Genomic DNA, 23,832 nt, shown 5'->3' with positions numbered 1-23,832 from the left:
TCGGGGGTTTTTCCTCCGCATCACGGAGCCGCGCCCAAAGGGCCCGTCGTGGTGCGGTCGGCCCACAGCCACCCGTTCGGCCGCGCCCCGGAGGCGCCGGGGGCGGGATTGTGCCTCAGCACCGCGTCGATCAGCCCCGAGGTCGCTTCGGGGAAGTCCATGGGGACGATGCCCAGCCCGGTCCGGCCCGGCAGCGCCGAACCGTTCAGGAAGTCGCGCACCTGCGGGTTGAGCCGGGCGGCGTTCCATTCGGGCGGCAGAGCGGCGGCCGTGCTCACATAGTTGATGCAGAGCTTGCCGGGCTGGTCGGCCGCCTTGCGGAACTGGGCCTCGATCTTGGGGTACTTGCCGAAGGGCTCGGCGTTGTAGTCGTCCTGGATGTCGAAGAGCGCCGGGTCGCCGTAGCGGACGCCCGGCAGGCCGCCGTTGTCGGCGAGCAGCACCACCTTGCCCCGGGCCTCGCCCAGCGTGGGCAGCGCGCCGTCGAGGCGGAACAGCGAGCGCCAGCCCTTCTGGTCGAGGTAGAGGTCGAAGATCCGGCGGAACTCCGCGTCGCTGACCGTCGAGTACTCCTGCTTGACGCGCATCAGCACGGTTTCGCCCGGGTGGGCGGCGAGGAAGTCCCGGCAGGCGATCAGCACATCGCCGAACATCAGGTTCTGGTAGAAGGCGGCGTGGTGGATGGCGAAGGCGTCGCCGGTGGCCCGGCAGCGTACGTCCAGGAAGCGGATGCCGGCGTTCAGCTGCGCGGCGACGACCGCGTTCTGGCACTTCACCCACAGGCCGCCGAACCGGGCGCCGGTGTCGTGCGTGCCGGGGATCGTCAGCTGCCGCAGCGCGGTCGCGCCGCCGAGGCCCGCCATCCAGTCGCCGGTGCCCAGGGCGCGGGCCCGGGCGGGCGCGGCGCCCGCGTACGCGAGGAGTCCGGCGGCCGGAAGCACGGCCGCTCCTTTGAGAAAGCCACGCCGGTCCATGCCCACGCTCCCCCTGCCGCTCGGCGGCCCCGCGGGGCCCACCCGGTCGTCGCTGTGGCATGGAAGCACAGCGGGCCGCAGGAGAACAGGCGTCGCGCAGCACCGATTACCGCTCGGTAGTCCGGGGCCGCCCGGAAGAGGACCTCACGGTCCTGGAGCAGGGTGCCGCAGGGGCGCACCACCTTGGGCAACACCATCAAGTATGTCAAGGCCTGTCCGTACGTGTCACCGGTAGTCGCCGGGGTCCGCGTCCAGCCCGCGCTCGCGGTCCTCCAGGAAGCGCCAGATGTCGGGGCGGGAGCCGTCGACGTCGGTGAAGCCGTAGACGCGGGCGAGTTCGCCGGAGCTGACCGACTTCTGGTTCCAGCGGGACCGGCCGGCGTCGGCCGCCAGGGCGGTGACCGCGCGTCCCACGAACCGCGGCGACTCCGAGAGCGCGAAGTCCGGCGGGGCCGCCGCCTCCCGCCAGTTCTCCTCGGTGGCGCCCAAGGCGTCGAGCATCATCTCCGAGCGCAGCCAGCCGGGCGTGAGGGAGACGGCCGTGCCGCCGTACGGCCCGAGCTCGTGCCCCTGCGAGAACGCCAGCCGGTTCACGGCGACCTTGGCCAGGTCATAGAAGACGGAGAGCCGGTAGTGCGCCGCGTTGTAGGCGGCGGTGCCGTCGGTCACCTCGACCAGCAGACCGCCCGGCCGGGCGATGAGCAGCGGCAGCAGATGATGGGAGGTGATCAGATGGGTGTCGACGGCGAGCCGCAGGATGCGCAGTCCGTCGTCGAGGTCGTGCTCCCAGACCGGCGTGTTCCAGTCGGCGGGGCCGCCCTTGAGGAGCTCGGCGCCCCAGATGTCGTTGACCAGGACGTCCACGGCGCCGTACTCGTCGGCGATCCGCTCGGCCAGCGCCTTCACCTGGGCCGGGTCGAGGTGGTCGGCGGCGGCCGCGACGCCGGTGCCGCCGAGCCGGGTGACCAGTTCGGCGGTCTCCTCGACGGTCTCGCCGCGGTCGTAGTCGGACGGGATCGGATGCGTACGGCTGCTGCGGCCGGTGCACACCACGGTCGCGCCCGCCTCGCCCAGGGCGGCGGCGATGCCCCGGCCCGCGCCCCGGGTGGCTCCTGCCACCACGGCCACGCGGCCGTACAGCGCCCGCCCGGCCGGTTCGGCCCGAGGTCCGTCCACGGTCCGAGTCTGCCCGCGCCGGGGCCTCGGATTACCGGTTCGGCCCCGTATTCGACAGGATGGGCGCATGACCGAGATCCACACCCCCCGTCTGCTCCTGCGCCGCTGGGACGAGGACGACCTGCCCGCCCTGGCCGACATCAACGCCGATCCGGACGTCATGCGCTGGACCGGGGACGGCTCGGTCCTCGATCTGGAGGAGACGGCCGACGAGATGGAGCGCTGGGAGGAGGACTGGGACGAGGAGGGCTTCGGGCTCTTCGCCGTCGAACTCCTCGGCTCGGGCGAGCTGGCCGGGTTCACCGGGCTCTCCGTCCCCACCTATCTGCCCGAGGTGCTGCCCGCCGTGGAGATCAGCTGGCGCCTGGGACGGCAGTTCTGGGGGCAGGGGTACGCCTCGGAGGCCGCGCACGCGGCGCTGGAGTTCGCCCTCCAGGACCGCGGCCTCGACCGGGTCCTCGCCATCGCGCGCGTGGGCGACAGCGCCTCCGAGAACGTGATCCGCAAGCTGGGCATGGTCCCCGAGAAGGTCACGACCGACCGCCGGTACGGCAACCAGGTGGCGGTCCACTCCATCGACCTCACCGAGTACGCGGGTTAGGGCCTGTCCGGCGGATCTGGTCGGCTTCGGCCCGGGGCGCCGTTCTCGGTGCCTGGTCCGCGTCCAGCCGGCCCGGCGCCGAGTGGACGCCGGGCTGGTACTTGGGCAGCCGGACCGTGATCTTCATTCCGGCGCCCACCGCCGTCTCGATGACCAGGCCGTGGCCGTCCCCGTACACCTGGCGCAGCCGGTCGTCCACGTTGGACAGACCGATGCCGGCGGACGGGCCGGCCTCGCCCGCGAGGATGCGGCGCAGCCGGCCGGGCTCCATGCCGACGCCGTTGTCCTCGATGACGACCAGCGCCTCGGACCCGGCGTCCTGCGCGGTGATGCTGATGTGGCTCTTGTCGGTCTTGCCCTCCAGGCCGTGTTTGACGGCGTTCTCGACGAGCGGCTGGAGGCAGAGGAAGGGCAGGGCCACCGGCAGCACTTCGGGGGCTATCTGCAGGGTCACCGACAGCCGCTCCCCGAAGCGGGCGCGGACCAGCGCCAAGTACTGGTCGATGGCGTGCAGTTCGTCGGCCAGGGTGGTGAAGTCGCCGTGCCGGCGGAACGAGTAGCGGGTGAAGTCCGCGAACTCCAGGAGCAGTTCGCGGGCCCGGTCCGGGTCCGTCCGTACGAACGAGGCGATCACGGCCAGCGAGTTGAAGACGAAGTGCGGGGAGATCTGCGCCCGCAGCGCCTTGATCTCGGCCTCGATCAGCCGGGTACGGGACCGGTCGAGGTCGGCGAGCTCCAGCTGGACCGAGACCCAGCGGGCCACCTCGCCCGCCGCCCGTACGAGGACCGCCGACTCTCGCGGCGCGCAGGCGACCAGGGCGCCGTGCACCCGGTCGTCGACGGTGAGCGGGGCCACCACCGCCCAGTGCAGGGCACAGCCGTCGTCGTCGCAGCGGATGCGGAACGCCTCGCCCCGGCCGGTCTCGCGGATGCGGCCGAGCCGCTCCAGGATCTCCGCGCTGTGGTGCTCCCCCGCCCCGTCCCAGGTCAGCACCGATGACCCGTCGGTCAGGCACAGCGCGTCGGTGCCGAGCAGGGTGCGCAGCCCGCGGGCGGCGCGGCGCGCGGTGTCGGGGGTGAGTCCGGCCCGCAGCGGGGGCGCGGCCAGGGACGCGGTGTGCAGGGTCTGGAAGGTGGCGTGCTCGACGGGCGTGCCCAGATCTCCGAGCCCCTGCGGGCGCGCGGTGCGCCGCCCGGCCCAGAACCCGGCCGCGACCAGTGGAAGGGCCGCCGCGAACATCCCGGCCAGGAAGCCGTTCACGCCTGGGCCTGACGGGGTGCGGCGCCTCGGGCAGGTCCGCCGCGCCGGCCCGCGTACAGCGCCTCCGGCAGGTGGAAGCGGGCCAGTATCGCGGCCGTGCCCGCCGGGATCCGGGCCGCCGTCGCGAGGGACACCAGGATCATCGTCAGGAAGCCGAGCGGCACCGACCAGAGGGCGGGCCAGGCGAGCAGTGCGTGCAGCGGTCCGCCGCCGGGCAGGCCCGCCATGGTGGCGGTGACCGCGAGCAGCGCCGAGCCGCCGCCCGCCACCATCCCGGCCGCCGCGCCCGGCGGGGTGAGCCCGCGCCACCAGATGCCCAGCACCAGGAGCGGGCAGAACGAGGACGCGGAGACCGCGAACGCCAGGCCCACCGCGTCGGCCACCGGAAGCCCGCCCACCAGGGCGCTGGCCGCCAGGGGCACCGCGACCGCGAGCAGGGTGGCGAGGCGGAAGTGCCGTACGCCCCGGGTCGGCAGCACGTCCTGGGTGAGGACGCCCGCGACCGCCAGGGTCAGGCCCGAGGCGGTGGACAGGAACGCCGCGAAGGCGCCGCCCGCGAGCAGCGCCCCGAGCAGGTTCCCGCCGACCCCGCCGATCACCAGGTGCGGCAGGACGAGCACGGCCGCGTCGGCCTGTCCGGTGAGGGCGAGTTCGGGCGCGTACAGCCTGCCCAGGGCGCCGTAGACGGGCGGCAGCAGATAGAAGGCGCCGATCAGGCCGAGGACGACGACCGTGGTGCGGCGGGCGGCGACACCGTGCGGGCTGGTGTAGAAGCGGACCACCACGTGCGGCAGGCCCATGGTGCCGAGGAAGGTGGCGACGATCAGGCCGTACGTGGCGTACAGCGGGCGTTCCTGGCGGGCGTGGGCGAGCGGGGTGGACATGCCCGCGCCGCCCGCGTCGCTGCTGGGGACGGGGTCGCCGGGGGCGAACACGAGCCGGGTGCCGCGCTCGACGCGATGGGTGCCGGCGGGCAGGAGGACGCGTTCGGCGTGGTGGCGGGCGCCGTCGACGGTGCCGGTGGCGGTGACGGTCAGCGGGGCGGCGAGCTTGATGTCGAGGGTGTCGTCGACGCGTACGGCCCGCTGCTCGCGGAAGGCGGCGGGCTCGTCGAAGGCGACGCGCGGGGTGCCGTCGCCCTGCCAGGCGAGGAGCAGGAAGAGCGCGGGCACGAGGAGGGCGGTGAGCTTCAGCCAGTACTGGAAGGCCTGGACGAAGGTGATGCTGCGCATACCGCCCGCGGCGACGGTCGCGACGACGACCACCGCGACCAGGACGCCGCCGAACCAGCGCGGCGCCCCGGTGAGCACGTGGAGGGTGAGGCCCGCGCCCTGGAGCTGCGGCAGCAGATAGAGCCAGCCCACCCCGACGACCAGGGCGGCCGCGAGCCTTCGCACGGAGCGGGATTCGAGCCGGGCCTCGGCGAAGTCGGGCAGGGTGTACGCGCCGGAGCGGCGCAGCGGGGCCGCCACGAACACCAGCAGGACGAGATAGCCGGCGGCGTAGCCCACCGGGTACCAGAGCATGTCCGGGCCCTGGACGAGGACGAGTCCGGCGATGCCGAGGAAGGAGGCGGCGGAGAGGTACTCGCCGCTGATCGCGGCCGCGTTGAGCCGGGGGCCCACGGTGCGCGAGGCCACGTAGAAGTCGGAGGTGGTCCGGGATATGCGCAGGCCGAGCGCGCCGACGAGGACCGTGGCGAGGACCACGAGGGCCACGGCCGGTACGGCGTAGTTCTGGTTCACGTTCTCACGTTCCTCGGCGGCGCCGGGCGGGCGGTCAGCGGTCCTCGACGAGGCGGGCGAAGTCCTGTTCGTTGCGCTCGGCGCGCTTCACGTACCAGCGGGCGAGCAGCACGAGTGGCGGGTAGACGCCGAAGCCGAGCACGCCCCAGACGAGCCCGGGGTTCTGCGGCCGCACCGCGAACACCAGCGGCAGCGGACCGACGAGCAGCACGAGGACGGCGAAGACGGTGAGCCCGGCGAGCAGTTGGCTGCGCATGAGGGAGCGCACATAGGTGTGGCCCAGGGTGGTCTGCTCGTCGATCTCGGTCCGGGGGCGGTAGCCGGTGAGCCCGCGGGTCCGCCGGGGCACCCCGGTGACGACGACACGGCGTTCCGTCGGATCCTGCGGCACGGCTGCCTCCCCAAGGCTCTGTGTCGCCAGAGACTAAGGCCTGTCCGGCGGATCTGGTCGGCTTCGGCCCGGGGTGCCGTTTCGGTGCTGGTGAGCGGGGGTCTGATGCTTCCCCAATGCCGCAAGGCGGAGGAGGGCGACATGGCGGAGCCATGGCAACCGATGACAACGCCGCTGGGGTCCCCCTGGCCCTTGAGGCCTTGGGGGAAGGCGTGCCAGACCCCCGCGTGCCGAGCAGATCCGCCGTCGCGCCCTGGTACGGAGTGCCGCCGTGCCCTCTCCGTCCCCGGTGCCACGCGTTCCGAATCACCCCGCCCACATATGGATGGCACACACGGGCATACCTATGTACCCTAGGTTTAAACCTAGGAGCCCTAGGAAGGTCGGCTCCAGGGCGGAGAACAGCGACGACGGAGGTACGGGGCGCATGGCACGTGCGGGACTCACAGCCGACCGGGTCACGGCGGCGGCCGCCGATCTGGCGGACGGGATCGGGTTCGACAACGTCACCCTGTCGGCCCTGGCACGGCACTTCGGCGTGAAGGACGCGAGCCTGTACTCCCACGTCAAGAGCGTGCGGGACCTGCGCACCCGGGTCGCGCTGCTGGCCGGCGGCGAGCTCATCGACGAGATCGCCGTCGCGGTGGCGGGCCGGTCGGGGCGGGACGCCCTGATGGCGTACGCCGACGCGTACCGGGCGTACGCACTGGCCCACCCCGGCCGGTACGCGGCGACCCAGATCCGGGTGGACCCGGCGGCCGTCGCCGACTCGCCCGCGATGCGGCGGACCGTGGAGATCACCTACGGGATGCTGCGCGGCTACGGGCTCGCCGAACCGGACCTGACCGACGCGGTACGGCTGCTGCGCAGCACCTTCCACGGCTACATCAGCATCGAGGCCCAGGGCGGCTTCAACCACGTACGCGACGTGGACACCTCGTGGCGGCGGGCCGTCGCGGCCCTGCACGTCCTTCTCGAACACTGGCCGGCCTCATCCACAGAGGAAGCGAACCATGCCTGAGCTGCGCGTACCCGGCGCGACCCTGTACTACGAGAAGCGCGGCACCGGTCCGGCGCTGCTGATGATCCCCGGCGGGGGCGGGGACGCCGCCTCCTTCGACCTGGTGGGGGCCGACCTGGCCGACCGGTTCACCGTCGTCGCCGTCGACCCGCGCGGCAAGTCCCGCAGCGCCGCCGGCGAGCGGGGCCGGGACCAGCGGGTGGAGGTGCACAGCGACGACATGCACCGGCTGCTCGCCGAAGTCTCGCCGGGTGAGCCCGCCTTCCTCTTCGGCAGCAGCTCGGGCGCGATCATCGCGCTCGACCTGCTGGCCCGGCACCCGGAGCGGCTGCGGCTCGTCGTGGCCCACGAGCCGCCGACGCTGGGGCTGCTGCCCGACGCGGACCGGTGGCAGGCGGCCTTCGCGGACGTCGTCGAGGCGTTCGGCCGCGACGGCCTGGAGGCGGCGATGGCCGCACTCGGCGCGGCGGCGGGCCAGGAGGGCGCCGACGAGCCGGACGACGAGCGGGACGCAGGCACTTCGGTGAGCGCGAGCGCCGAGCGGTTCCGGCGGATGCGGGAGAACATGCCGCAGTTCCTGGAGCACGAACTGCGCCGGTTCAGCGGGCACATGCCGGACATGGACGCGCTGGCGGCGCACTCCGGGCGGCTGGTCCCGGCGTGCGGGCGCGCTTCCCGGGATCTGCTGCTCGCCCGCCCGGCGGCGGTGCTGGCCGAGCGGTTCGGCACCGGGCTGGCCGAATTCCCGGGCGGCCACGTCGGCCTGAGCACGCATCCGGTCCGTTTCGCGAAGGTGCTGCGGCGGACGCTGGCGGCGGCCATGGCCGAGGACGTGGTGTAGCGGCTGGGACGGGCTCGCGAAAAAGGTCTGGACCAGACGGTTGACCGATTGGTCCAGACCTTCTACGTTGCGCAGCGATCCGCCCTGTCCCATCCCCCACTGCACCGCAGGGAGGAACGATGTCCTCGCCTTCGTCCCTACCGGGCTCGCCCTCGCGCTCATCGGGCTCGCCCCGCCGAAGACTCCTCGCGCTGCTCGGCGCACTGCTGCTCCCCGTCGCCCTGCTCACGGGCCTCGCCGCCACCCCCGCCCACGCGGCGAGCGGCCTCACCGCCTCCTTCAGCAGCCAGGACAACGGCTCCTGGTGGAAGGGGACGTACGTCATCCGCAACACCACCTCCTCCCCCGTCACCGGCTGGACCCTGGAGTTCGACCTCCCGGCCGGGGTCTCCCTCAGCGGCCACTACAACGGTGACGCCACCGTCAGCGGCCGCCATGTGACGGTGAAGAACGCCTACTACAACGCGACCGTCGCGGCCAACTCGACGACCGAGCCGTACAGTTACTGGTTCGTGGCGAGCGGCCCGATCGCCGCGCCCGGCGTGTGCACGGTCAACGGCGACAAGTGCGACGGCACCCCCGACGCGCCGCCGTCCACGCCCGGCGCCCCCAAGGTCACCTCGGTCACCGCGCACAGCGTGTCGCTCGCCTGGGCCGCGGCGACGGGCGGCGACTACCCCGTGGCCTCGTACGACGTGCTGAGCGGCGCCACGGTCGTCGCCACCGCCGCCACCCCCTCGGCCACGGTCACCGGCCTCACCCCGGCCACCGCCTACGGCTTCGCGGTCCGGGCCAGGGACACCCGGGGCAACACCGGTCCGCAGAGCGCGGTGGTCACCGCGACGACCACCGACCCGGCCTCCGACCCGACACCGCCGACCGCGCCCACCGGCCTGCGCTCCACCGGCCGGACGTCGACGAGCGTGAGCCTGGCCTGGAACGCGTCGAGCGACAACGTCGGCGTGGCCGCGTACGACGTGTACCGCGACGGGGTGCTCTCCCAGACGCTCTCCGCCGCCACCCCCACCGCGACCGTCGCCGGGCTGACCCCCGCCACCACGTACACGTTCACGGTGAAGGCACGCGACGCGGCCGACAACGCCTCGCCCGCCTCCGCGCCCCTGGACGTCACCACCGACGACCAGGCCGGCACCGGCAAGTACCTGAAGGTCGGCTACTTCGCCCAGTGGGGCATCTACGGCCGCCAGTACTTCGTGAAGAACCTCGACACCTCGGGCTCGGCCGCCAGGCTCGACGTCGTCAACTACGCCTTCGAGAACATCGATCCGGGCAGCCTGACCTGTCTGGCCGGGGTCACCAAGGGCGTCGGCGCCAACCCGCAGGACCCCGACCAGGGCACCGGCGCGGGCGACGCGGACGCCGACTACGCCCGGCCGTTCAGCGCCGCCCAGTCGGTGGACGGCGCCGCCGACGACGGCTACGCCAAACTCCGGGGCAACTTCAACCAGATCAAGAAGCTCAAGGCCAAGTACCCCCACCTGAAGGTCGTCGTCTCGCTCGGCGGCTGGACGTACTCGAAGTTCTTCACGGACGCCGCCGCCACCGACGCCTCGCGCAAGAAGTTCGTCTCGTCCTGCGTCGACGTGTGGATCAAGGGCAATCTCCCCGCCTACAACGGCGCGGGCGGCCCGGGCACGGGCGCCGGGGTCTTCGACGGCATCGATCTGGACTGGGAGTGGCCCGGCTCGCCCGACGGCCACGCGGGCAACCACTACTCCACGGCCGACAAGGCCGATCTCGCCCTGCTGCTCGGCGAGTTCCGCAAGCAGCTCGACGCGCTCGGCGGCCCGCACAGGCTCCTGACCGCGTTCACCCCCGCCGACCCGGCGAAGATCCAGCAGGGCTGGGACCTCACCAAGATCTTCTCGTCCCTGGACTTCGCCAATGTGCAGGGGTACGACTTCCACGGCGCCGGCAGCGACAACTCCTGGGAGCCGAACCGCGCCGGCCACCAGGCGAACCTCTACACCGACACCCAGGACCCGTACGCCACCCACTTCAGCGTGGACGGGGCCGTGCGGACGTATCTGGACGCCGGGGTCAACCCGCGCAAGCTCACCGTCGGCTTCCCGTTCTACGGGCGCGGCTGGCAGAGCGTCGCGGACGGCGGGGCGCACGGTGAGTGGCAGTCGGCCCACGGGGCCGCGCCCGGCCAGTTCGCGGAGGAGGCCGGGGTGCGCGGCTACGGCAACATGACCGGCGGCGTGCCCGGGCTGACCGTCTACCACGACGAGCAGTCCGTCTCCACGTACGGCTACACCGGGGCCGACGGGCAGTGGTGGACCTTCGACGACACCTGGTCGATCGGCAGGAAGACGGCCTACCTCAAGTCGAAGGGACTGCTCGGCGCCATGGTCTGGGAGATGTCCGGCGACACACCCGGCGGCAGCCTGATGAGCGCGCTGGCCGGGGGGCTCGGCTGAGGGGCCCGGCGCGGCTTTGGCAGCCAGGCCCTAGCCGATGCTCCGGAACGCGAGCACCGCGTTGTGGCCGCCGAAGCCGAACGAGTCGCTGAGCGCGATGTCGCCGTCCAGCGGCAGTGAGCGCGGGCTGCGGCGTACGACGTCGAGGGCGATCCCGTCCTCGACGTCGTCGCACCCGGCCGTGGGCGGAATCAGCCCGTCCCGCAGCGCCAGGACCGTGGCGATGGCCTCCACGCCGCCCGCGCCGCCCTGGAGATGGCCGAGAGCGCCCTTGTTGGCGGTGACCGGGACATCCGGGGTGTGGGCGCCCAGGACCCGGCCCAGGGCCCGCGCCTCGGCCCGGTCGCCCTCGACCGTGGCGGTGGCGTGGGCGTTGACGTGGACCACGTCGGCGGCCGTGGCGTCCGCGTCCGCCAGGGCCGCCCGCAGCGCCACCTCGATGCCGCGTCCGCTCGGCTCGGGGGCCGCCATGTGGAAGGCGTCGGCCGAGAGACCCCATCCGGCGGCCTCGCAGTAGATGCGCGCGCCCCGCGCCCGGGCGTGCTCCTCGGCCTCCAGGACCAGCACGCCCGCGCCCTCGCCGAGGACGAATCCGTCCCGCTTCTTGTCGAACGGGCGGGACGCGGACTCCGGGTCGTCGTTGCTGGTGGAAACGGCTCTCATCGCGGCGAAGGACGCCAGGATCGCCGGGGTGATCACGGCTTCGGTGCCGCCCGCCACCACCAGGTCGACGTGTCCGTCACGGATACGGTCCATGGCGTGCCCGATGGCCTCGGTGCCGGAGGCGCAGGCCGACACCAGGGTGCTCGCCTCGCCCAGGATGCCGAGGTCGATGGAGATCTGGGCGGCGGCCGAGGACGGCACCAGCATCGGCGCGGTGTGCGGCGAGACCGCGCGCGGGCCCCGCTGCTCAAGGCGCCGCTGGGCCTCGACGAGCACCGGCGCGCCGCCGACGATCGTCCCCAGTGACACCCCGGTCCGGGCGGGCAGCAGCCCGCTCTCGCGGGCGCCCTCCAGGTCCAGGCCGGCGTCCCGCCAGGCCTCGCGCGCGGCGAGCACGGCCAGTTGCGCGGACCGGTTCATCCGCCGCGCCAGCGGCCTGGGCAGCAGGTCGGCCGGGTCCACCGCGGCCCGGGCGGCAAGCCGTACCGGCAGCGCGTCGAACTCCCCCTCCTCCAGCAGCCGCACCGCCGACCGCCCCGAGAGCAGCCCCTGCCAGAGCCCGGGCACGTCCGCTCCGAGCGGGGTGAGCGCGCCGAGGCCGGTCACCACGACCCGCCGTCCGCCGGCGCCGGGGGCCTCGGGCTTGGTCACGTCGGCCGGGTCGACCCGGCCCACCCGCACCACCTGGCGCTCGCGCCGGTCCAGGAGGCGCTCCTGGTCGGGGCCGCCGCCCACCGGGCGCAGGACGAGCCGGGTCCGGGCCTCGCTGGCGGGCGCGGTGCGCGTCACGACGTGCCAGCTGTCCACGCCGGTCGCGACGACGTCGCCCGGTACGAGTTCTCCGGTGGTGAGGAGACAGCACTCCCCGCCCATGACCGGCTCTTCGCTCATCGCCGCTTCCTGATTCGCATGTGTGAACGGCCCCAGGGCATCACTTCAGCCCTAAGAAGTCGATAAAGCGATCTGGGAACATCTTGCCCGTCCCACCTCGCACCAGCACCTCGGCGGGCCGGGCACCGCACCGGGCATCCGGCCCGCTTCCGTACAGTCCGACCAGTCGGTACGGTCCCGGCATGCCCCCATGACTGAGCCCGTTCCGCCGGTCCACGGCCACGGCACCGCCCGCGCGGTCGCCGCGCTCTACGGGATCTTCGCCCGGCGGGGCCGCCGCGGCGACCGCCGCATCCTGTCGCCCGAGGCAGCCGAGCGCGTCCGCGAGGGCCAGGGCGCCCGCCGCGCCCTGGTGGTCGGCGCGGGCTTCGCGCACGAGAGCGAGCTCGGCCTCGGCCTGTGGCTGAGCGGCCCCAGCGGCTCGTACGGCCCCGGTCCGCGCGCGGTCGGCCACGACGGCTACGGCGGCCTGACCCGGAGGCGGGGATCTCCCTCGGCTGCGTCATGAACCGCATGGGCTCCCACATCGCGGACGACCCGCGCAGGATGGCGCTGGTCGAGGCCGCAGCGCACGGTGAACCCCGGGCACGGCGCTCAGGGGCGGCCCGCCTCCGGGACCGCCTCGCCGCGCCGTACCGGCTCCGGCGGGGTGCCGTCCCCGAAGGGCCGGCCGCCCAGCTGCTCCCGGTGATGGGGTGTCAGCCAGCCTGACAGATCGGGGCCGACGGGCACGATTCCGGTCGGGTTGAGGCCGGACTGCACGATGTAGTAGTGCCGCTTGATGTGGTCGAAGTCGACGGTGTCGCCGAAGCCGGGTGTCTGGAAGAGGTCCCGGGCGTAGGCCCAGAGCACCGGGTCCTCGATCAGCTTGTTCCGGTTGCACTTGAAGTGCCCGTGGTAGACGGCGTCGAAGCGCACCAGCGTGGTGAACAGACGGATGTCCGCCTCGGTGATGCTGTCCCCGACCAGATAGCGGCGGTCCGCGAGGCGCCCGGACAGCAGGTCGAGCCGGCGGAACACATCGCGGTGGGCGTCCTCGTACTCGCGCTGCCCGGTCGCGAAACCGGCCCGGTACACCCCGTTGTTGAGGTCGCGGTAGACACCGTCCATCACCTCGTCGATCTCGTCGCGCAGCTCCTCGGGGTACAGGGCGGGCGCGCCCGCCCGGTGCAGCTCGCGCCACTCGGTGGCGAGGTCCAGGGTGATCCGCTGGAAGTCGTTGGTGACCAGCTCCCCACTGGGCACGTCCACGATCGCCGGGACGCTGACGCCGCCCGAGTAGCCGGGCTCGCGTGCCTCGTACGCCTCGCCGAGGTAGCGGATGCCCAGCACCGGGTCCCGGCCGTCCGGATGGAGGGTGAAGCGCCAGCTGCGGTCGTCCTGGATCGGGTCGGCCACCGCCAGCGAGAGCGCGTCGTCCAGGCCGAGGAGCCGTCGCGAGACCAGGGCGCGGCTCGCCCAGGGGCAGGCCCGGCTGACGACCAGCCGGTAGCGGCCGTACTCGACGGGCCAGCCGTCGCGCCCGTCCCGCGTGATGCGGTCCACGAAGTGGCTGCGCGAGCGCTTGAACGGCTTGTTCCCGTATCCCGCGTTGCCGTCCGTGCCCTCCATGCCCGCCGTGTCGCTGTCGTCGGGGCGGCTCATCGCCGTCTCCTTCCCGCTGGACTCGCGTACTTTCTGCGAGCCTTCCCCCGAAGCGGGAGATCTCCCACGGGATGAGCCGCCCGGTCGAGCCTGTGTCCCCCGTCGGGGCTGGCCCAGGGCTGGGGCCTGCCCTAACTGAACGGGTCGAGCGTCAGATACGCCTGCCTCGGATCCCCGTCGTTCACCAGCGACTCGTGGTTGCCGACGTCGTCGAAGGCGAAGGCGTACGCCTTGCCGTCGGCCATCCGGGAATGGATCTCGCGGGCGTACTCGTTGGTCACCGCGTCCTGGTAGAAGGCGGCGGACCCGGTGTCGGGCTGGTTGGGGTTGACCAGCAGCGTGGAGCGGTTGTAGCCCGCGCAGAGCGTGCGCGAGATCGGGCCGCGCACCAGGTCGTTCGGGGCGTCGAGCAGCTTGTAGCAGCCGAAGACGCTGTCGGAGTCGGGCTTCTGGAAGCTGGTGACGACCGCGCCCGCGCTGTTGGTGAAGTTCATCGTGGAGCCGGAGACGCGGCCGAAGTACTTGGTGTTCGGCTGGTCGGCGAAGGGTGTGACGGTCAGCGTCGAGGTGCTGTACTTCTGCCAGACACGGTTGATGTAGTCGTCGAGGACGGTCTTCGCCGGCGCGCCCGACTCGATGCCGTGGCCGGGGGCTAGTGCGCGCAGGACCGTGCCGTCGGGCCGGGTCTGGATCAGGTTCGCCCAGCCGCCCGGCTTGCCCTTGAGCGCGGTGAAGATGCCGTGGTAACCGCCGGGCTTCAGATGCCCGGTCGACTTGGTGGTGCCGTCGGCCGTCTTCACACCGACCGCGTACGGGGCCGAGACCATGTCGACCTGGGTGCTGTTGATCCAGAGTCCGGCGTCGTTGAGCGTGTACTCGGACCAGTTGAAGAGGATGTTCCGGTTCGGGTCGCTCGGATTCTGCACCGCCGGCTGCACCAGACCGCCCGTGGTGAGCTTGAAGACGAGCTTCTGGCCGTACGAGAAGTAGACGCGGCCGGAGAACTTGGGTATCCGGATGGTCGTCGACTGCCCGCTCGCCGGCCCGGCGATCGAGGCGTCGGGCGCCGGGGTGGGCGGGTTGCCCCCGGCCGGCCAGGGGTGGAAGGCGCCGTTGGCGTCGGCCCAGCCCTGCCGGCCGGTCGAGAGCTGCGTTCCGAGGTTGTAGATGTAGACCGGCTCACCGCGGCCGGAGTTGTTGGTCACGGTGAGCGGGATGGTCGAGGGCACGGCGGCGGTGGCCGGGGATGCCGCGCCGGTGGCCGTGAATCCCGCTGCGACGAGCAACGCGGCGGCCAGGGGCGCCAGCGGTTTTCCTAGAGCGGACACGCTCCAACTCCTCATCAGATCGGCGACGTACGTGGGGGGCGCCGCGAGGGGGAATCACTTCTTCCACCTCGTGAGAGCGCTCTCAGAATCGTGGCCGGAAGAAGCCGTGTCAATGAGCGTGCGTCAATTACCTTGATGAACAAGGGGCGTTGGCGGGGCCGGATTGTTCACTTGCTGTCGCGGCCCCGCCCCTGTCCGATGTCGAGGCCCCCGTCACCTCAGGGCTACCGCCTGGGTGCCTCCGAGACCACCCGGCCCCGGTCCACCCAGCCGCCGTGTCCGTCGCCGCCCGCCCAGGCGTGCACGGAGGCCGCCGTGGCCGAGGGGCCCGCCAGGATGTAGTCGGCGTTGCCGTCCCCGCTGAAGTCCGCCAGCGACACCCGCGCGGCGTCGGTGGTGAAGCCGGTCGTGGTGGCGCCGAGGTCGACCCAGCTGCCCCGCCCGTCACCGCCCCGGTTGAGGAAGCTGCGGACCGCGCCGTTCGCTCCCACCACGCTGTAGTCGGGGCGGCCGTCGTCGTCGAGGTCGGCGAACCGCACCCGGCTCGCGTCGGCGGTCACCCCGGTGGCGACCCGGCCCCAGTCCGTCCAGCCGCCGTGCCCGTCGCCGCCCCCGTTGAGCCGCACCCGTACCTCGCCGGTGGCGCCGAGCGTGACGTAGTCGGTCCGGCCGTCGCCGTCGAAGTCCGCGAACACCACATGGCTCGCGTCCTCCGTGGTGCCCTCGGTGACCTGACCCAGTGCCTGCCAGCCGCCCTGCGGGTCGCCGCCCCGGTTGAGGTGGACGCGTACGGCGCCGGACGTGTCCAGGGCCAGGCAGTCGGCGCGGCCATCGCCGTCGAAGTCCGCGAACCGCACCCGGGCCGGGGCGGCGGGCAGGCCCTGGACGACCCGGCCGAGCGACTTCCAGCCGCCGTGCCCCGCGCCGCCCCGGTTGAGACGGACGGACACACCGCCGTGCCCGTCCAGCGTGAACTGGTCCGTGCGGCGGTCGCCGTCGAAGTCCGCCCAGCGCACGGAGTTCGCCCCGCCCGCCTCGGTACCGGCGCCGAGCGCGGGACCGCCGCTCTCCCAGCCGCGCCGCCACACCGCGTCGAGCGGCTTGAAGAAGGACCAGGCCATCCGCCGGAATCCGGCGTCGTTGGGGTGGAGCTGGTCGACGAACTCGGCCGAGGTGAGCGCGGGCGGCTCCACATAGCGGAACTTCCGCCCGGCCTGGCTCTCGCTCTCCTCCAGCGCCTCGGCCCGTACGTTGAACGCCTTGGCGGGCTCCTCCAGGCCGCTCGTCGTGGGGATGAGGCCCATCACGAGGACGGTGACGCCCGGCTTGTCCGCGTAGATCCGGTCGACCAGGGCCGCCAGCCGGTCGGGGGCGTGCGGCAGGTCGATGCCCCGGGCGATGTCGTTGATCCCGATGTGGAGCAGCACGACATCGGGCCGGGCACCGGCCATCCAGCCGTCGATGCCGTCGCGCAGCTGGTCGATGACGTAGCCGCTGTGGCCCTCGTTGGAGAAGTCGGCGAAGCTGCCGGAGGCCTTGGAGCCCACGAACCGTACGGTGTAGCGGCTTTCGAGCCGCATGATCTGCCACAGCGGACGCCGGTAGGAGGAGAGGGTGGGGCTGCCGCCGCCCCAGGTGATCGAGTCACCCAGCGGCATCACCCGGAGCACCGGGGTGCCCTTGTGGTCGGCGGCCGAGGGGCTCGCGGGCAGCGTCGCCAGGGAGAGCGCGCCCGCGAAGGCGAGGAGACCGCGGGTCAACCGGATACGTCTCATGATCTTCCTCCAGCCGGAAAGGCGCCGGTGACGCCTTGTCTTGACGGGGCATCAGTTGCCACGGCAGTCATGGGATCACTCCGGACCACCGTCTCGCGCGTTCTTGTACAGCAGGAGAACCCGGCCGGAGCAGCGGACGGCGCCGTGTTGACGCGCGCGGGACGAAGAACAACGGGCGTGGAACGCCCTCTTGCCCGCATGACAAGCCGCGCGCACGGTACTCGCAGGACGAGAACGCGCGGATTGCGCGCTCCAGCCCCCAACCCAGGAGGTGGCTTCGGATGACGGAGCCGATCAGCCCGGCCGTTGAGAAACCCGACACCGACGAATACCGCACCGGCACTTCGGGCACCACCCTGCAGTCCGCGCGGAGCGGTGCGGGTCAGCCACCGGCGACCCGGGGCCGGACGACGATCGCCGGGGGCGTGGTGGAGAAGATCGCCGGGCTCGCCGCGCGCGAGGTGCCGGGCATCCACGCGCTGGGCGGCGGGTTCGCCCGTACCATCGGCGCGATGCGCGACCGGGTGCCGCGGGCGCGCGGCGCGGCCGTCAGCCGGGGCGTGAAGGTCGAGGTCGGCGAGCGGCAGACCGCCATCGACCTGGACGTGGTGGTGGAGTACGGCGTGAGCATCACGGCGGTCGCGGCGGAGGTGCGCGAGAACGTGATCGCGGCGGTGGAGCGGATGACCGGTCTGGAGGTCGTGGAGGTCAACATCTCGGTCGACGACGTCCACCTGCCGGACGACGGCGCCTCCGAGGCCTCCGAGGGCCGCGTGCAGTAGCGGGACCGGGCCGCCGGGGCCCGGCTCATTCGTTCGGGGCCGCCGAGGTGGCCCGGCGGCCCCGGACCCGGGAGGCTGGGGAGGACTCCGACCGCCCCGAGGAGAGCCGATGGCCCCGACCCCGTACCGCTACGACGACCTGCGCGCCCTCTACGTCAACTGCACGCTCAAGCGCTCCCCCGAGGTCAGCAACACCGAAGGTCTGATCGACCGCAGCCGCGCGGTGCTGGAGGGGAACGGGGTCGCCACGGAGGTGATCCGCGCCGTCGACCACGACATCGCGACCGGCGTCTGGCCCGACATGACCGCGCACGGCTGGGCGGGCGACGCCTGGCCCGAGCTGTACGAGAAGGTGATGGCGGCCGACATCCTGGTGCTCTGCGGGCCCATCTGGCTGGGCGACAACAGCTCCGTCGCCAAACGGGTGGTGGAGCGGCTCTACGCCTGCTCCAGCCTGCTCAACGAGCAGGGCCAGTACGCCTATTACGGCCGGGTCGGCGGCTGTCTGATCACCGGCAACGAGGACGGCGTCAAGCACTGCGCCATGAACCTCCTCTACAGCCTCCAGCATCTCGGCTACACCATCGCGCCGCAGGCCGACGCGGGGTGGATCGGTGAGGCGGGGCCCGGCCCGTCGTATCTGGAGCCGGGCTCGGGCGGCCCCGAGAACGACTTCACCAACCGCAACACGGCCTTCATGAGCTGGAACCTGATGCACCTGGCGGCGATGCTCAAGCGGGCGGGCGGCATCCCCGCGCACGGCAACCAGCGGTCGGCGTGGGACGCGGGCTGCCGGGACGACTTCGCCAACCCCGAGCACCGGTGAAGTCCGGCCGCGGCACCGGGGGCACTCAGATCGTCCGAAATGCATCGGTGGAGCGCCGCAGGGGCGGCCGTGGCGGGCGGGGGCCGCCGGTTTCCTCACGGCCCCCGCCCTTCACGTACAGCTGCCGCCCCTGTCGACTCAGCCGAGCCGGACCGGGATCTCCTGGTAGCCGAAGGCGATGAACGACGGCACCTGGCTCAACTCGTCGACGCCGGCGGCGAGTCGCAGGTCCGGGAAGCGGTCGAACAGGGTGGGCAGCGCTGCCAGCGCCTCCATCCGGGCCAGCGGCGAGCCGATGCAGCGGTGGACGCCGATACCGAAGGCCAGGTGGTCGTCGGCGGCGCGGGTGGCGTCGAAGGCTCCGGCGTTCTCGCCGTAGTGGGCCGGGTCGTGGCCGGCCGCCGCGTAGGTGGTGACGATGGCGTCGCCCGCCGGGATGGTGACCCCGTCGACGGTGATGTCGGTGACGGCGAACCGCAGCGGCAGGGTGGCGATGGACGGGTGGACCCGCAGGACCTCGTCGATCACGTTGTCCCAGCTGATCTCGCCGGAGCGGACGGCGGCGAGCTGGTCGGGGTGGTGGAGCAGGTCGACGACGGCGTTGCCGATGAGGTTGACCGTGGTCTCGAAGCCGGCGCCTATGACGAGCAGCAGCGTGTAGACGAGCTCGTCGTTGCTGAGCCGGTCGCCGTCCTCGTCCCGGACCTTGATCAGCTCGGTGGTCATGTCGTCGCCCGGCACCTCGCTCTTGAACGCGATGAGCGAGGGCAGCACATAGGCGATCTGCTTCTGGACGGACTCGGCGTGCTCGGGGCTCGGGTCCGAGGTGTCCATGATGGCCGCGATCAGCCGCGCCATGTCCTTGACCAAGTAGCCGGGCACGCCGAACAGTTCGCAGATCAGCCGCATCGGCAGGGGGTGCGCGTAGGCCGCCTTCAGGTCGACCGGCTCGCCGGAGGCGGCCGCCTCGGCCAGCTCGTCGAGCAGCTCGGCGGTGATCTCCTCCACCCGGGCGCGCATCGCCTCGGTGCGCCGGGCGGTGAAGCTGGGGGCGACCAGCTTGCGCAGCCGGGTGTGGTCGGGCCCGTACGTGGAGAGCATGTTGATCACGCCGACCCAGCCCAGGATCCAGCCCCAGTCGGGGTGCTCGGCGAGCTCGGACCACAGCCCCCAGTGCTGGCGCGGGTCCTTGCTGACCCGGGGGTCGAGGATCAGGGACTTGAGGGTGTCGTAACCGGTGGGCGCCCAGGCGGGGATGCCCCCTGGCAGCTCGACGGGCACCACCGTGCCGAGCGCGCGCAGCTTGGCGCTCTCGGCGGGGATGTCGGCGCCGAACGGGTCGAGGGGCACACGCGAGGACGGGGTCATGCTCGTTCTCCTGGCTGGTCGGGGGTGCGCGGGGTGAAGCGGACGGGCAGCGACGTGAGCGAACGGTGGAACGGGCCGGGGCGCCAGGTCAGGCGCCCGCGCTCGGTGGTGGGGTCGAGGTCGGGCAGCCACTGGGTGAGCCGCTCGATGGCCTCGGTGGCGATCAGCAGGGTGTGCTGCTTGACCGGGCAGCCGTGGTTCCCGGCGGACCAGGACAGGTGCGAGGCGTCGTGCGGGTGGTGCGCCCCCGCGAAGTCGTGCTCCGCGAAGTGGCCGATGGCGCCGAAGGAGACGACCACGGGCACGGCGGCCTGGATCCACACGCCGTGGAAGCTCAGCGACTCACGGGCGAAGTGGATGCCGTAGTTGGAGAGCGGGGTCTCGTACCGGAGCACCTCGGCGACGGCGTCCGTGACCGGGCGCGAGCCGCTGGTCAGGGTCGAGTAGTAGGCGGGGTTGCCGAGGATGCGCGACAGCGCGTTGGAGACGAGGTTGGCGGTGGGCTCGTGGCCCGCGCCGAGGGTGAGGAACACCTGCCAGGCGACCTCCTCGGGGGTGAGCGCCGCCGGGTGGTCCAGGAGCCGGCTGGTGAGGTCGTCACCGCGCCGCTCGCTCTTGGCCGCGACGAGTTCCAGGACGTAGCGGCCGTACTCGGCCTCGCCCCGCGCCGCCTGCTCGCCGCCCTCCATCATCTGGCCGAGGGAGTCGTTGAGGCGGCCGCTCTCGCTGTCGGGCAGGCCGAACAGGTTGTTGAAGATCAGCGCCATCAGGGGCCGGGCGAACTCCGTGACGAGGTCGGCCCGCCCGGCCGGTCCGAACCGGTCCACCAGGATGTCCACCGCCCGGTGCACCCGCTCGCGCAGGTCGTGCGGCTCGACCAGGTCGAAGGCGTCAAGGAGGGTGCGCCGGTAGCGGATGTGGGCGTCGCCGTCCGCGAAGAGCGCGTTGGGCCGCCAGCGCATCATGCCGAGGATCGGCGAGTCGGCGGCGACCGTGGCCTCCCAGGGCCTGGGGTCGTGCGACCACGTGTCGGGGTCGTGCAGCAGGTCGAGCGCGGCCCGCCGGTCGGTGACGACGTACGCGGGGACGCCCGGGGCGAGTTCGGCCCAGCCGACCGGGCCCTGGGCGCGCAGCGCCGCGTAGTAGGCGTGCGGGTCGGCGGCGAAGCCGTCCTCCCACAGCCGCACCGGGGCGGAGAGCGAGAAGGCGGCTGCGGGGGCGGGGTAGGCGGGGTGCGCGTTCACCGGGTCTCCGGGCGGTTGCGGGCGATCAGGTGCTGGACGAGCGCGAGCAGCGCGTCGATGGAGGAGTTGGTGTCGCGGGCGTCGCACGTCACCATCGGGGTGCCGGCCTCCAGGTCGAGCGAGCGGCGCAGCTGTTCCTCGGTGTACGGGCGGGAGTCGGGGAAGGTGTTGAGCGCGACCGCGTACGGCAGTCCGGTCTCCTCCACCAGGCCGAGCACGTCGAAGGAGTCGTCGATGCGCCGGGTGTCCACCAGGACGAGCGCGCCGAGCGCCCCGTAGGCGATCTCCGCCCACAGGGAGCGGAAACGTTCCTGCCCGGGGGTGCCGAAGAGGTAGAGCACCACTCCCCCGCCCAGGCTGATCCGCCCGAAGTCGATGGCGACCGTGGTGGTGGTCTTGTCCCGGACGCCGGCCAGGTCGTCGACCCGGGCGGACGCCTCGCTCAGGTGCTCCTCGGTGTGCAGCGGGCGGATCTCGGAGACCGAGTCGATCAGGGTGGTCTTGCCCACCCCGAACGGCCCAGCGACCAGGATCTTCACCAACTCGCGTGCGGTGTCGGGCAGATGGATTCCACGGGCCCCGGCGGCGCCGGTGGAGCCGGGGCTACTGCTTGAGGGCGCGGAGGCCATCGGCCACTCTCTTCAACAGATCGGGGGCGGGCAGTGCGGCGACGGGGATCGGCGGGCGGGCGCTCGCCAGACCCTGGTCGATCAGCTCGGCGGCGAGCACCCGGACGGCGGAGACCGGCAGTTCCAGGAGCGCCGCCGTCTCGACGACGGTGAGCGAGCCGCCGTCCAGCACGTCGAGCAGGGCGTGCTGGGCGGCGGGCAGTCCGGCGGGTTCCGGCCCGCCCCCGCCGGTCAGCACGGACAGCCGCTCCAGGCTGTTGCGGCTGGGCCGCGCGACGCCGCCGGTGGACAGATAGGCGGGAACCAGCGGACGGCCGCCGCGGCGGCCCGTCATACGTGGGTGGCGCCGTCGGCTCCGCGTGGCGCGGCCGCCATGGTCTTCTCACCGAGCCGGGCCACCTGGGAGTGGACGCGGTGGGCGAGCAGGTCGAGCCGGACCTCCGGGTCGCCGTAGGCGGCCACACAGGTGCCGTGCGCGGTCGGCGCGACCAGGATGTAGCCGTGGTCCGACTCGATGACGACCTGGCGGATACGGGCGTCCTCCTGGTCCGCGAAGGCGGCCGCGGCGGTGCGGCAGGCGCCCTGCACGGTGCTCATGATGGCGGCGGTGCGCTCGGCCGACGCCTGGGAGAGGGCCTTGGTGTAGCCGGAGACGAGGCCGTCCCGGGTGAGCAGGACGGCGGCCTGGACGTGCGGGATCTCCAGGATCGCGTCGAGCACCCACGCCGTTTCGCCGGTAGTGCCGCTGTTCATCGCGGTTCGTTCCCTTCGGTGGGGGCGGCGGAGCGGGCCGCGGCGGTGCCGGACTGCAGTGCGCCGAGCGCGGCGGCCGACTCCTCGGGGGTACGGGCGGGCGCCGCGGCCGTCTCGGCGGGCAGCGCGGCCCGGGCGCGGCGGCGCCGCTGGGGCAGCGCGTCACCGTCGGGCGCGGGCTCATGGGTGATCGGGCCGGTGTCGTACGCGGCGGCCACCTCGGGTGCGTACGGCGCGGCAGGCTCCAGGGCGGGCTGCTCGTCGGCCGTGCGCGTGGAGCGCGGCGCGGCAGCGGCGGGCCGCCGCCGGGCCGGGTCGATCCGGCTCAGCAGATGGTTCTTGACCAGGAGCACCGCGCGGACACCGCCGTACGGCGAGGGCGAGGACAGGTCCGCCGAGAGGTCGAACTGCCGGGTCAGCTGGCCGATCGCGGCCAGGCCCATCCGGGGCGGGTCGCCGAGCTCGGAGAGCAGGATCGGCTCGGTCCCGGCCACCATCCGCTGGGCGTAGGCGCGTTCGTCGGGGCTCATGCCGACCCCGGCGTCGTCGATGGTGACCGAGACGCCGTGGTGGGCGCGTTCGAGGTTCACCACGACCTCGGTGTCCGGGGCGGAGTGGCGCAGCGCGTTGTCGAGCAGCTCGGCCACGATGATCGCGACGGGCTCGACGGCGTGCGAGACGAGCGCGGTGCCCGGCTCCAGATGGTTGTGGACCCGCACCCGGTGGTAGCCCACGAGCCGGGACTGGCCGCCGGTCACCGCGTCCACCAGGTGCGACTCCTCGCGGGCCAGACCGACCCAGGCGCCGCAGACCACGGCGGTGACCTGGGCGCGCCGCAGCGACTGCTCGTTCTCGTGGTCGAGGGCGAAGAGCGTCTGGGCCAGCTCGGGGTCGTCGTAGCGCTGCTGGAGTCCGCGCAGCTGGTCCTGGAGGCGGTAGAGCCCGGCCTGGATCTCCCGGGTGGCGCCGCGCATGCCCGCGCGGGCGGCGGCGTCGACACGCTTGCGCTCCTGCGCCACGGCGGCCGCGATTCCCTCCAGGACGCCGTCGAGGCCGGCGCCGAGTTCGGTGCCCGCGAGGTCCGGGTGGAGGGGGCCGGGCACCTGCACGTGCGGATGCGCGGCCCGGGTCGCCTCGGCCGGGACGCGCCGCTGGGCGAGATGGGCCACCTCGGCGGCGTACGCCCGGGACAGCCGGCCCATTTCGGCGCGGGCGCCGTCCCCCTGGGAGCGCAGCCCGGCGATCTCCTCCTGCTGCCGGGCTCCCCGGCGCCGGGAGCGCAGCAGCCCGCCCGCCAGCACGAACGCGGACAGGGTCCCGGCCGCCAGGCCTCCGGCGGCCAGGTCCGGTATCTCAATCATCTGATGGACCTTCAGGGGAGATCGGGAGAAGGGGCATGAGGACGACCGCCCCGGGAGGCGAACGTGGCCAGTACACACTGTCATTGACCGGTCCCGCACTGTTTTACACGAAGA

Annotated in this window: 21 protein-coding genes and 1 pseudogene; 7 read left to right on the top strand and 15 right to left on the bottom strand. The window is 72.9% G+C overall.

Annotation, left to right across the window (positions count from 1 at the left end; translation table 11 throughout):
• Window positions 1-20 precede the first annotated feature (20 nt).
• Together ACFWA7_RS14495 and ACFWA7_RS14490 are read right to left on the bottom strand one after the other, a co-directional pair.
• A complete protein-coding gene (locus ACFWA7_RS14495; RefSeq protein WP_385537663.1) occupies window positions 21-974 on the bottom strand; it encodes a phosphatidylinositol-specific phospholipase C in 954 nt (317 codons plus the stop codon).
• Window positions 975-1,199: 225 nt separating this feature from the next.
• Window positions 1,200-2,150: an SDR family oxidoreductase gene (locus ACFWA7_RS14490; RefSeq protein WP_385823100.1), complete on the bottom strand. Its 951-nt coding sequence runs from the start codon at window positions 2,148-2,150 to the stop codon at window positions 1,200-1,202.
• A gap of 67 nt (window positions 2,151-2,217) precedes the next feature.
• Between ACFWA7_RS14490 and ACFWA7_RS14485 the strand changes: the two genes are divergently transcribed.
• The gene (locus tag ACFWA7_RS14485; RefSeq protein ID WP_385537656.1) at window positions 2,218-2,751 is read left to right on the top strand and encodes a GNAT family N-acetyltransferase; all 534 of its coding nucleotides are present in this window, start codon (window positions 2,218-2,220) and stop codon (window positions 2,749-2,751) included.
• On the opposite strand, the gene ACFWA7_RS14480 is transcribed toward ACFWA7_RS14485, so the two are convergent.
• From ACFWA7_RS14480 to ACFWA7_RS14470, 3 genes are read right to left on the bottom strand one after another with little or no spacing between them, the layout of a single operon-like run.
• Window positions 2,732-4,012 carry a sensor histidine kinase gene (locus ACFWA7_RS14480; RefSeq protein WP_385823098.1) on the bottom strand — a complete coding sequence of 427 codons (1,281 nt, stop codon included), beginning with the start codon at window positions 4,010-4,012 and terminating at the stop codon, window positions 2,732-2,734. The two genes, ACFWA7_RS14485 and ACFWA7_RS14480, sit on opposite strands and share 20 nt — an antisense overlap.
• The gene (locus ACFWA7_RS14475) at window positions 4,009-5,757 is read right to left on the bottom strand and encodes a cation acetate symporter (protein WP_385537650.1); all 1,749 of its coding nucleotides are present in this window, start codon (window positions 5,755-5,757) and stop codon (window positions 4,009-4,011) included. The genes ACFWA7_RS14480 and ACFWA7_RS14475 overlap by 4 nt, the downstream gene beginning before the upstream one ends.
• A gap of 34 nt (window positions 5,758-5,791) precedes the next feature.
• Complete coding sequence (locus ACFWA7_RS14470) at window positions 5,792-6,148, bottom strand: hypothetical protein (RefSeq protein ID WP_371650457.1); 357 nt, start codon at window positions 6,146-6,148, stop codon at window positions 5,792-5,794.
• A 427-nt stretch (window positions 6,149-6,575) separates the two neighbouring features.
• Between ACFWA7_RS14470 and ACFWA7_RS14465 the strand changes: the two genes are divergently transcribed.
• The 3 genes from ACFWA7_RS14465 (at window position 6,576) to ACFWA7_RS14455 (ending at window position 10,454) form a co-directional block, all read left to right on the top strand.
• Window positions 6,576-7,169 carry a TetR/AcrR family transcriptional regulator gene (locus tag ACFWA7_RS14465; RefSeq protein WP_385823096.1) on the top strand — a complete coding sequence of 198 codons (594 nt, stop codon included), beginning with the start codon at window positions 6,576-6,578 and terminating at the stop codon, window positions 7,167-7,169.
• Complete coding sequence (locus ACFWA7_RS14460) at window positions 7,162-8,010, top strand: alpha/beta fold hydrolase (protein WP_385823094.1); 849 nt, start codon at window positions 7,162-7,164, stop codon at window positions 8,008-8,010. The genes ACFWA7_RS14465 and ACFWA7_RS14460 overlap by 8 nt, the downstream gene beginning before the upstream one ends.
• Window positions 8,011-8,129: 119 nt before the next feature.
• Entirely contained in the window at window positions 8,130-10,454 is a 2,325-nt protein-coding gene (locus ACFWA7_RS14455) for a glycosyl hydrolase family 18 protein (RefSeq protein WP_385823092.1), read from the top strand.
• 30 nt (window positions 10,455-10,484) lie between these two features.
• Here the strand turns inward: ACFWA7_RS14455 and ACFWA7_RS14450 are convergent, their stop codons facing one another.
• Window positions 10,485-12,008, bottom strand: coding sequence for a beta-ketoacyl-[acyl-carrier-protein] synthase family protein (locus ACFWA7_RS14450; RefSeq protein WP_385823090.1), 1,524 nt, complete (start codon window positions 12,006-12,008; stop codon window positions 10,485-10,487).
• Between the two features lie 202 nt (window positions 12,009-12,210).
• Between ACFWA7_RS14450 and ACFWA7_RS14445 the strand changes: the two are divergent.
• Window positions 12,211-12,572 (top strand): annotated as a pseudogene (locus ACFWA7_RS14445) (serine hydrolase); the annotation flags it as partial.
• A 30-nt stretch (window positions 12,573-12,602) separates the two neighbouring features.
• Here ACFWA7_RS14445 and ACFWA7_RS14440 read toward each other — a convergent pair.
• The 3 genes from ACFWA7_RS14440 to ACFWA7_RS14430 form a co-directional block, all read right to left on the bottom strand.
• Window positions 12,603-13,652: a glutathione S-transferase family protein gene (locus ACFWA7_RS14440; RefSeq protein WP_385823088.1), complete on the bottom strand. Its 1,050-nt coding sequence runs from the start codon at window positions 13,650-13,652 to the stop codon at window positions 12,603-12,605.
• A 131-nt stretch (window positions 13,653-13,783) separates the two neighbouring features.
• Window positions 13,784-14,980 (bottom strand): glycoside hydrolase family 64 protein, encoded by a 1,197-nt coding sequence (locus ACFWA7_RS14435; protein WP_385537634.1) that lies wholly within the window; start codon window positions 14,978-14,980, stop codon window positions 13,784-13,786.
• A gap of 224 nt (window positions 14,981-15,204) precedes the next feature.
• Window positions 15,205-16,755 carry an FG-GAP-like repeat-containing protein gene (locus ACFWA7_RS14430; protein WP_385823086.1) on the bottom strand — a complete coding sequence of 517 codons (1,551 nt, stop codon included), beginning with the start codon at window positions 16,753-16,755 and terminating at the stop codon, window positions 15,205-15,207.
• A 281-nt stretch (window positions 16,756-17,036) separates the two neighbouring features.
• On the opposite strand from ACFWA7_RS14430, the gene ACFWA7_RS14425 reads away from it, so the two are divergent.
• Together ACFWA7_RS14425 and ACFWA7_RS14420 are read left to right on the top strand one after the other, a co-directional pair.
• On the top strand, window positions 17,037-17,537 hold the full coding sequence (locus ACFWA7_RS14425; protein ID WP_385537628.1) for an Asp23/Gls24 family envelope stress response protein: 501 nt from the start codon (window positions 17,037-17,039) through the stop codon (window positions 17,535-17,537).
• 109 nt (window positions 17,538-17,646) lie between these two features.
• Window positions 17,647-18,363, top strand: coding sequence for a flavodoxin family protein (locus ACFWA7_RS14420; protein WP_385537625.1), 717 nt, complete (start codon window positions 17,647-17,649; stop codon window positions 18,361-18,363).
• 138 nt (window positions 18,364-18,501) lie between these two features.
• Here ACFWA7_RS14420 and ACFWA7_RS14415 read toward each other — a convergent pair whose 3' ends face one another.
• Genes ACFWA7_RS14415 through ACFWA7_RS14390 form a run of 6 tightly spaced genes read right to left on the bottom strand, consistent with a single transcriptional unit; the run spans window position 18,502 to window position 23,718 of the window.
• Window positions 18,502-19,731, bottom strand: coding sequence for a cytochrome P450 (locus ACFWA7_RS14415; RefSeq protein ID WP_385537622.1), 1,230 nt, complete (start codon window positions 19,729-19,731; stop codon window positions 18,502-18,504).
• Window positions 19,728-20,975, bottom strand: coding sequence for a cytochrome P450 (locus ACFWA7_RS14410; protein WP_385537619.1), 1,248 nt, complete (start codon window positions 20,973-20,975; stop codon window positions 19,728-19,730). The genes ACFWA7_RS14415 and ACFWA7_RS14410 overlap by 4 nt, the downstream gene beginning before the upstream one ends.
• Window positions 20,972-21,604, bottom strand: a complete 633-nt coding sequence (locus ACFWA7_RS14405; protein WP_385537616.1) for an ATP/GTP-binding protein — start codon at window positions 21,602-21,604, stop codon at window positions 20,972-20,974. The genes ACFWA7_RS14410 and ACFWA7_RS14405 overlap by 4 nt, the downstream gene beginning before the upstream one ends.
• The gene (locus ACFWA7_RS14400; protein WP_385537613.1) at window positions 21,579-21,938 is read right to left on the bottom strand and encodes a DUF742 domain-containing protein; all 360 of its coding nucleotides are present in this window, start codon (window positions 21,936-21,938) and stop codon (window positions 21,579-21,581) included. Before ACFWA7_RS14400 ends, ACFWA7_RS14405 begins: the two co-directional genes overlap by 26 nt.
• Complete coding sequence (locus tag ACFWA7_RS14395; RefSeq protein ID WP_385537610.1) at window positions 21,935-22,357, bottom strand: roadblock/LC7 domain-containing protein; 423 nt, start codon at window positions 22,355-22,357, stop codon at window positions 21,935-21,937. The genes ACFWA7_RS14400 and ACFWA7_RS14395 overlap by 4 nt, the downstream gene beginning before the upstream one ends.
• A complete protein-coding gene (locus ACFWA7_RS14390; protein WP_385537607.1) occupies window positions 22,354-23,718 on the bottom strand; it encodes an ATP-binding protein in 1,365 nt (454 codons plus the stop codon). The genes ACFWA7_RS14395 and ACFWA7_RS14390 overlap by 4 nt, the downstream gene beginning before the upstream one ends.
• Window positions 23,719-23,832: the final 114 nt, after the last annotated feature.

The organism is Streptomyces sp. NPDC059994, from assembly GCF_042737755.1.
Lineage (GTDB): Bacteria > Actinomycetota > Actinomycetes > Streptomycetales > Streptomycetaceae > Streptomyces.
The sequence above is the reverse complement of the archived record's forward strand: the minus strand, read 5'-3'. Positions and strand labels throughout refer to the sequence as shown.